Genomic DNA, 7,803 nt, shown 5'->3' with positions numbered 1-7,803 from the left:
GGCGTCCGATCAGCGCGCGAGACTCGGCTTCGCCTGCTCCTCCTGCGGGCAGGCTTACCGGAACCCGAGGTCGCGTGGAACCTGTTCGACTCGCGTGGTATCTTCGTCGCCGAACTCGACCTCGTATACCCGCGTTACCGTGTCGCGGTCGAGTATGACGGTCGCGTGCACGCCGAGGACGAGCGGCAGTTCGCGCGTGACGCGGACCGATGGTCGGCGATTCGGGCGCAAGGCTGGGATCATGAGCGCATCCTCAGCCATCACCTGGCTGATGACGGCCGGCCCGCGATCGCACTCGCACGGGAGGCGCTGCGACGCGCGGGGTGGACGCCTGGACGCTGAAGTGGTGGACAGCGTCGGCGAAGAACCTCGGCGGGGATGTATGTCCCACTTTCGGCGGGGATGCATGTCCCACTTTCAGTCGCTTCAGCACTCCGTGGGCGGCCGAAAGTGGGACGACCCGCGCCGAAACTGGGACGACCCGCGCCGAAACTGGGACGACTCGCGGGGGGCTGCGGCTCCGGTGTCCGCCTCAGTCGGCGAGGTTCAGCACGTCCAGCAGCCAGGCGAGCTCGAAGGCGCGCTGATGCCAGGCGTTGTAGCGACCGCTGACGCCGCCGTGGCCGGCGACCATCTCGCACTTCAGGAGCGCGTCTGCGCCGACCGACCGCAGCCGCGCGACCCATTTGGCCGGCTCGACGTAGTACACGCGGGTGTCGTTGAGCGAGGTCATCGCCAGGATGCGGGGATACTCCACTCCCGGCCGCACGTTCTCATACGGCGTGTAGCTCTTCATGTAGGCGTAGACGTCGGGGTCGTGCAGCGGGTCGCCCCATTCATCCCACTCGATCACGGTCAGCGGCAGCGAGGGGTCGAGGATCGTGGTCAGCGCGTCGACGAAGGGCACGTCTGCGAGGATGCCGGCGAACAGCTCCGGTGCGAGGTTCGCGATGGCGCCCATCAGCAGCCCACCCGCTGAGCCACCCTCGGCGACCATCTGCGCGGGGGTCGTGAAGCCGTCATCCACCAGCATCTGCGCGCACGCGACGAAATCCGTGAAAGTGTTGCGCTTGCGCCCGAGTTTGCCCTCCTCGTACCAGCGCCGGCCCATCTCCCCGCCTCCGCGGACATGCGCGATCGCGAACACCACACCTCGGTCGAGCATCGACAGCCGCGCAACCGAGAAGCCCGGCTCGATCGAGTGCTCATACGAGCCGTAGCCGTACAGGTGAAGCGGACGGGGAGCGTCGCCGGGCGTGCCGAACGAGGTCTTCCAGACGAGCGAGATGGGCACACGCACGCCGTCGGATGCCGTAGCCCACGCGCGCGTCTGCGCGTAGTCGGCGGGGTCGTAGCCGCCCAGCACCGGCTGGCGCTTGCGCAGGAGCAGCTCGCCCGTGGCGACCGCATAGTCGTACACCGTGCCCGGCGTCACGAACGAGCCGTAGCCGAGCCGCAGGACCGGCGGAGCCCACTCCGGATTGTCGGCGGCGCCGGCGGAATACAGCTCCTCGGCGAAGTCGAGTTCATCGACGCGTCCGCTCGCGTAATCGAGCATCCCCACGCGCGCGAGTCCGTCACGCCGGTAAGAAACGACACCCCAATCCCGGAAGGCCGAGACGTCCAGCAGCCTGCGTCCGGGTTCGTGAGCGAGCACGACGTCGCGTGCGCCGCCGGGGTCGGCAGCCGGCACCCGGACCAGCTCGAAGTCGAGTGCATCATCGTTGTGCAGGATGTAGAGGACGTCTTCGCCCTCGACGACCGCGTGCGTCGCGGAATACTCGACTCCCTCGCGGCGCGGCCAGATCGTGCGCGGTGTGCTGAGGAGGTCTGCGGAATCGACGAGGTACTCCTCCGACGTGATCGACGAGCCCACCTCGATCACGAGGTAGCGCCGGCTGCGCGTGAATCCCGCGCCGACCCAGTAGCGCTCATCGGGCTCGTGGAACAGCCTCGCGTCCTCGGATGCCGCCGTTCCGATTTCGTGCAGCCACACCGTATCGGGGCGCCAGGCCTCGTCGACCGTGGTATAGACGACGAAGCCTCCGTCGGGGGAGAACACGGCGCCTGAGGAGGTCTGTTCGATGACATCGGGCAGGTCCTCACCGGTGGTGAGGTCACGCATGCGCAGCGTGTACCGCTCGTCGCCCTCGCTGTCGACGCCGTAGAGCAGGAGGGCGCCGTCGGCGGACACGTCGAAGCTGCCGAGTGAGAAGAACTCCAGCCCTTCGGCTTCGACGTTGCCATCCAGAAGAACCTGTTCGCCGGGCACGTCGATCCCGGGCGAGAGCTCCGGCGGCGTCCAGTCGCTGTGATCGGCCAGCGGCGCGCGACAGTGGATGCCGTACTGCTGCCCCTCGACGGAGCGCCCGTAGTACCACCAAGCGCCCTCCCGAGTCGGCACCGACAGGTCGGTTTCGAGTGTGCGTGACTTGATCTCCCGGAAGATGCGGCCCCTCAGCGGTGCCAGGGCCGCCGTCCGGGCGTCGGTGTACGCGTTTTCCGCGTTGAGGTAGTCGATCACCTCGGGATCGTCTTTCGCGCGCAGCCATTCGTAGTCGTCGACGACCTCATCGCCGTGATGGATCCGAGTGATCGGGCGGGCGGGAGCGACGGGCGGCGGGGTCGTGGTCACTCTGCAACGGTAGCCGACACTCTCACGGCGGTCTTCGTCTCGCGGCGGATCGATCCGGTGCCGTGGGCCGAGCGCCCGGGGAGGGTTCTAGGCTGTCAGCATGGTCGCCACGCTCCCTGAAGTCGTGCAGTTCGGCCGTTATGCACCTGCCAGGCGCACGATCGTCCACATCTCCGACACGCACCTGCTCGGCGGCGGACGCCTCCTCGGCGACCGCTATGACACCGCCGCGAACCTGTCACGCGCACTCGCCGCGGTCGAACGGCTCGGCATCCGGCCCGATGCGATCGTCTTCACGGGGGATCTGACCGACCTCGGCGAGCCTGGTGCCTATAAGGCGTTGCGCGGCGCCGTCGAGCCCGTGGCGGCGCGGCTGGGAGCACCCGTCGTGTGGGTCGCGGGAAATCACGATGAGCGGCCGGCGCTGCGGGAGGGACTGCTCGACGCCGCTCCGACGCAGGAGCCGGTGAACGGAGTGTGGGATCTCGGTGGTCTGCGCCTGGTCGCGCTGGACTCGACGGTCCCCGGTTGGCACCACGGTGACCTCGACGCGGCACAGCTCGACTGGCTCCGGACGATCCTTGCGGAGCCGGCACCGCTCGGGACCATCATCGCGCTGCACCATCCGCCGTTGCCGAGCCACCTCCCGGTCTTCGACATCCTCGAATTGCGGCACCAGGACGATTTCGCCGCGGCGATCGCGGGCAGCGATGTTCGCGGCATCCTTGCCGGGCACCTGCACTACTCCACGACCGGCACATTCGCCGGTATCCCGGTGAGTGTCGCCTCGGCGACGTGTTACACGATGAACCTGCAGCGACCTCCGGCGGAGGTCAACGGCATGGATGCCGGGCAGTCCTTCCACCTCGTCCATGTCTACGATGAGACCATCACGCATGCCGTCGTCCCCGTCGCCGAGGCGCCGACCGCTGACTTCTTCTCGAGCGAATGGCTCGCGAAGATGGCGGCGCTCAGCCCGGAGGAGCGGCTCGAGACGTTCTCGCGCAAGCGCATGTGACGGCGACGAGGAGACCACACGCTCATGAAGACGATCACTCTCGGCTCGATGACGCCCAGCCCGCTCGAAGTCAGTCGACTCGGGCTCGGCCTGATGGGCATCAGCGCCTTCTACACGGGCGCGGGCGCCGATGATGCGGGAGGTGCCCGAACGATTCTGGGCGCGCTCGACCGCGGCGTCACCTTCCTCGACACGGCGGAGATCTACGGTCCCTACGCGAACGAAGAGCTGCTCGGCCGCACTCTCGAACAATCCGGACGTCGAGATGAAGCCATCATCGCGACGAAGTTCGGCACCATCCGTCATATCGAGGGTGACGTTCCGGGCCTCGACGGGTCTCCGGCCAACGTGCGGCTCGCAGTGGAGGGCTCGTTGCGGCGCCTGCGCACCGACCGCATCGACATCTACTATCAGCACCGAATGGACCCGGGGACACCCATCGAAGAAACTGTCGGCGCGCTCGCCGAGCTGGTCGCGGAGGGCAAGATCCGCGGTTACGGACTTTCCGAGGCATCCGTTGCCACGGTCCGCCGCGCTCATGCCGTCCACCCCGTGACGGCCGTGCAGACCGAGTACTCGCTGTGGTCGCGCGATCCCGAGCGCGAGCTGCTGCCGGCGCTGCGGGAGCTCGGCATCGGCTTCGTTCCGTACTCGCCGCTCGGGCGCGGGTTCCTCACCGGCGCAATCCGCTCGGTCGACTCCCTCGATGAGAAGGACTTCCGTCGTGCGAACCCGCGGTTCGCCGCGGGAGCCCTGGATGCCAATCTCGCGCTCGTCGACAGGATCGAAAGGATCGCCGTGGATGCGGGCGGCACGCCCGCCCAGGTGGCTCTCGCCTGGCTGCTCGCGCAGGGGGACGACATCGCCCCGATCCCGGGCACGCGCAAGCTCGAGCGGCTGGAGGAGAACATCGGCGCGGACGTCCTCGTCCTCACCGACGCACACCTTGACGCACTCGGAGCAATCGGCGCGCCGGTGGGCGAACGCTACGCCGACATGTCTCCGTTGAACCGCTGAGCGCGTCCGCCTCGGTGCCGTGCGGACACCGCGCGACTAGGCTCGAAGGCACACCTCCGCAGACGTGACCCACAAGGACACCACCATGGCACTGGATGCAGCGACGCGCACCGAAACTGATTCGCTCGGCTCCCTCGAGATCCCTGCCGATGCCTACTGGGGCATCCACACGGCGCGGGCGCTCGAGAATTTTCCCATTTCGATGCGGCCGATCTCGGTGTATCGGGACCTCGTGAACGGCCTCGCGATGGTCAAGCAGGCATCCGCTCGCGCCAATGCCGAGATCGGTGTTCTCGACGTCGAGAAGGCCGACCTCATCGACCGCGCGGCGCAGCGCGTGATCGACGGTGAGTTCCACGATCAGTTCGTCGTCGGGGTCGTCCAGGGCGGCGCGGGCACCTCGACCAATATGAACGCGAACGAGGTCATCACCAACATCGCGCTCGAGATGGCGGGTCGCGCCAAGGGCGACTACGCGTTCCTCTCGCCGATCGACCACACCAACCGCTCGCAGTCCACCAACGATGTCTACCCGACGGCCGTGAAGGTCGGACTCAGTCTCGACCTCAAGTCGCTTCTCGAGGAGCTCGATCTGCTGCGGCAGTCCTTCCTGTCGAAGGCGATGGAGTTCCATGACATCCTCAAGATCGGCCGCACTCAGTTGCAGGATGCCGTGCCCATGACCCTTGGTCAGGAGTTCCACGGATTCGCGACGACGCTCGGGTACGACCACCAGCGCCTCACCGAGAACGCGAACCTCCTCTTCGAGATCAACATGGGCGCAACCGCGATCGGCACCGGAATCACCACCCATCCCGATTACGCCGCGGCGGTGCTGGGCCACCTTCGCGAGATCACGGGACTCGACCTCGCCACGGCCGACGACCTCGTCGAGGCCACGAGCGACACCGGCTCGTTCATGTCCTTCTCATCGACGCTCAAACGCAACGCGATCAAGCTGTCGAAGATCGCCAACGACTTGAGGCTGCTCTCGAGCGGACCGCAGGCGGGCTTGGGCGAGATCAATCTGCCCGCGCGCCAAGCGGGATCGAGCATCATGCCCGGCAAGGTCAATCCCGTCGTGCCCGAGGTCGTCAATCAGGTCGCCTTCGCCGTGGCCGGATCCGATCTGACCGTCACGATGGCCGCGGAGGCCGGCCAGCTGCAGCTCAACGCGTTCGAGCCGATCATCGCGCACTCCATCTTCCAGTCGATCACGTGGATGCGGCGCGCCATGCGGACCTTCCGCGTCAACTGTGTCGACGGGATCACCGCGAACCGCGAACGGCTCGGCGCGATGGTGGGCTCGTCGGTGGGAGTCGTGACGGCGCTCACGCCATTCATCGGGTACGCGGCATCGGCAGCCCTCGCCAAGACGGCGCTTCTCACCCATCGGAGCGTGGGCGACCTCGTCGTCGAGGCCGGGCTGATGTCGCGCGAAGACGTCGACAAGCAGCTCTCCCCGGCGCGATTGTCCGGACTCGAGGCGATCACCCGGGCGATCCCGGTCATCCAGCCCGCAGAGAACCTGGTCGAGGGGTGATGGCGCGGCCCCTGGTGTCGGGGTCGCATTGCCGCTAGCGTCGGAGGGCGGCGCGATGAGCGCCCGCCCATGGACACGGAGGCCTCAATGACCGACTCGAACGCCCCGGCGCCCGGCGCGCAACCACCGGTGGAACCGCCCGTCTACACGGCGCCGATCGCGGACCCCGCGTACGCGCCGCCCGCACCACCCGCACCACCCGCACCACCCGCACCACCCGCACCACCCGCACCACCCTACGGCGAACACGCCGCGCCCCAGTCTCCCGACAGCGCCTACGCGGCGGCTTCCGCGTATCCCGCCGGCTACCCGGAGCCTCCCGCACCGGGCCGAACCCTGGGAATCGTCGCGCTCATCCTCGCGATCATCCCGATCGGCCTGCAGATCGTCGGCTTGATCCTGGGAATCGTCGCGCTCGTTCAGAGCCGCAAGGCCGGTCGGAAGAACGGCGTCGCGCTGGCTGCCATCATCGTCAGTGCCGTCTTGATCGTGCTCGGCGTCATAGCGGCGATCGCGGCGTTCGCCTGGTTGGCCACGCAGGGGTCCGACATCGTCAGCCAGGTCGCGGAGTGTCAGATGGATCCGTCCGGCTCGGTCGTATTCAACGGCGTGACCATCAGCTGCCGACAGCTCTTGGAGCAGTCGAATCCCTGAGGAATCCGGGGGTCAGCGGCGCCGTCAGCCGATGATGCGGCAGTGGGTCGTGAGGCTGCCGACACCATCGACACCGACGGTGACGGTGGAACGATCCCGCAAGAATATCTGGGGCTCCCGGGAGTAGCCCGCGCCGCCCGGGCTCCCCGTCGAGATGAGGGTGCCGGGGAGCATCGTCGCCGAGCGCGACAGGTGCGAGATGAGGGTGGCCACCGAGCGGACCATCTGTCCGGTAGATGCATCCTGGACCGTCTGCCCGTCCACCACCGCCCAGATGTGCAGGTCCTGCGGGTCGCTGATCTCGTCTGCGGTCACGACGACCGGTCCGTTCGGCGTGAACCCGTCGAAGGATTTGCAGCGCGACCACTGGGCCTCAGAGAACTGGATGTCCCGCGCTGTGATGTCGTTGACGACGGTGTATCCCCAGACGTGCGACAGCGCGTCCGCCTCACTGACGTCCTTGGCTGCACGCCCCATGACCACCCCGAGCTCCGCCTCGTAGTCGACCGATTCGCTGAGCGTCCGCGGCCACGACGTGGTGTCTTCGTGCGCGGCCAATGATCCCGGCCAGAGGGTGAACACCGTCGGGGCGGAGTCGGTCTTGAGTCCCAGTTCGTCGGAGTGCGCTGCGTAGTTGAGCCCGATCGCCAGAACCACGGGCGGTGCGTCGACAGCGGGGCCGAACTGGAGACCCTCCAGCGGAATGCCGGCGGCATCCCGGGCGGCGTTTTCGACGCGTCGGCGCAACTCGTCGCCGCCGTCGATGAGTTGCTGCAGTCGGCGCGGAGCGCCCTCGAAGAGGGGAGCGACGGCGATGACCTCGGTGCCCCGCACCACCACCAGCTGGTGATCGGGGTCTCCGGGCACGATCACATGAGCCACACGCATCCCGCCAGACTACGCGAGCGGGCGCGGGGGCTCAGCGAGCACCTGACC

Annotated in this window: 6 protein-coding genes and 1 pseudogene; 5 read left to right on the top strand and 2 right to left on the bottom strand. The window is 67.7% G+C overall.

Going from position 1 to position 7,803, the window contains the following annotated elements; translation table 11 throughout:
• A pseudogene (locus QZV81_RS06960) lies at positions 1-342 on the top strand (hypothetical protein); the annotation flags it as partial.
• 190 nt (positions 343-532) lie between these two features.
• Here the strand turns inward: QZV81_RS06960 and QZV81_RS06955 are convergent.
• Complete coding sequence (locus QZV81_RS06955) at positions 533-2,635, bottom strand: S9 family peptidase (RefSeq protein WP_292834815.1); 2,103 nt, start codon at positions 2,633-2,635, stop codon at positions 533-535.
• 100 nt (positions 2,636-2,735) lie between these two features.
• Between QZV81_RS06955 and QZV81_RS06950 the strand changes: the two genes are divergently transcribed.
• From QZV81_RS06950 to QZV81_RS06935, 4 genes are all read left to right on the top strand, one after another.
• Entirely contained in the window at positions 2,736-3,653 is a 918-nt protein-coding gene (locus QZV81_RS06950; RefSeq protein ID WP_292834812.1) for a phosphodiesterase, read from the top strand.
• Between the two features lie 24 nt (positions 3,654-3,677).
• Positions 3,678-4,670 (top strand): aldo/keto reductase, encoded by a 993-nt coding sequence (locus QZV81_RS06945; protein WP_292834809.1) that lies wholly within the window; start codon positions 3,678-3,680, stop codon positions 4,668-4,670.
• An 85-nt stretch (positions 4,671-4,755) separates the two neighbouring features.
• The gene (locus QZV81_RS06940) at positions 4,756-6,213 is read left to right on the top strand and encodes an aspartate ammonia-lyase (protein ID WP_292834806.1); all 1,458 of its coding nucleotides are present in this window, start codon (positions 4,756-4,758) and stop codon (positions 6,211-6,213) included.
• An 87-nt stretch (positions 6,214-6,300) separates the two neighbouring features.
• Positions 6,301-6,867 carry a DUF4190 domain-containing protein gene (locus tag QZV81_RS06935; RefSeq protein ID WP_292834803.1) on the top strand — a complete coding sequence of 189 codons (567 nt, stop codon included), beginning with the start codon at positions 6,301-6,303 and terminating at the stop codon, positions 6,865-6,867.
• 24 nt (positions 6,868-6,891) lie between these two features.
• On the opposite strand, the gene QZV81_RS06930 is transcribed toward QZV81_RS06935, so the two are convergent.
• Positions 6,892-7,755: a fumarylacetoacetate hydrolase family protein gene (locus QZV81_RS06930; RefSeq protein WP_292834800.1), complete on the bottom strand. Its 864-nt coding sequence runs from the start codon at positions 7,753-7,755 to the stop codon at positions 6,892-6,894.
• Positions 7,756-7,803 lie beyond the last annotated feature (48 nt).

The sequence above is a fragment of the Microbacterium sp. genome, from assembly GCF_011620665.1.
Taxonomy (GTDB): Bacteria; Actinomycetota; Actinomycetes; order Actinomycetales; family Microbacteriaceae; genus Microbacterium.
The sequence above is the reverse complement of the archived record's forward strand: the minus strand, read 5'-3'. Positions and strand labels throughout refer to the sequence as shown.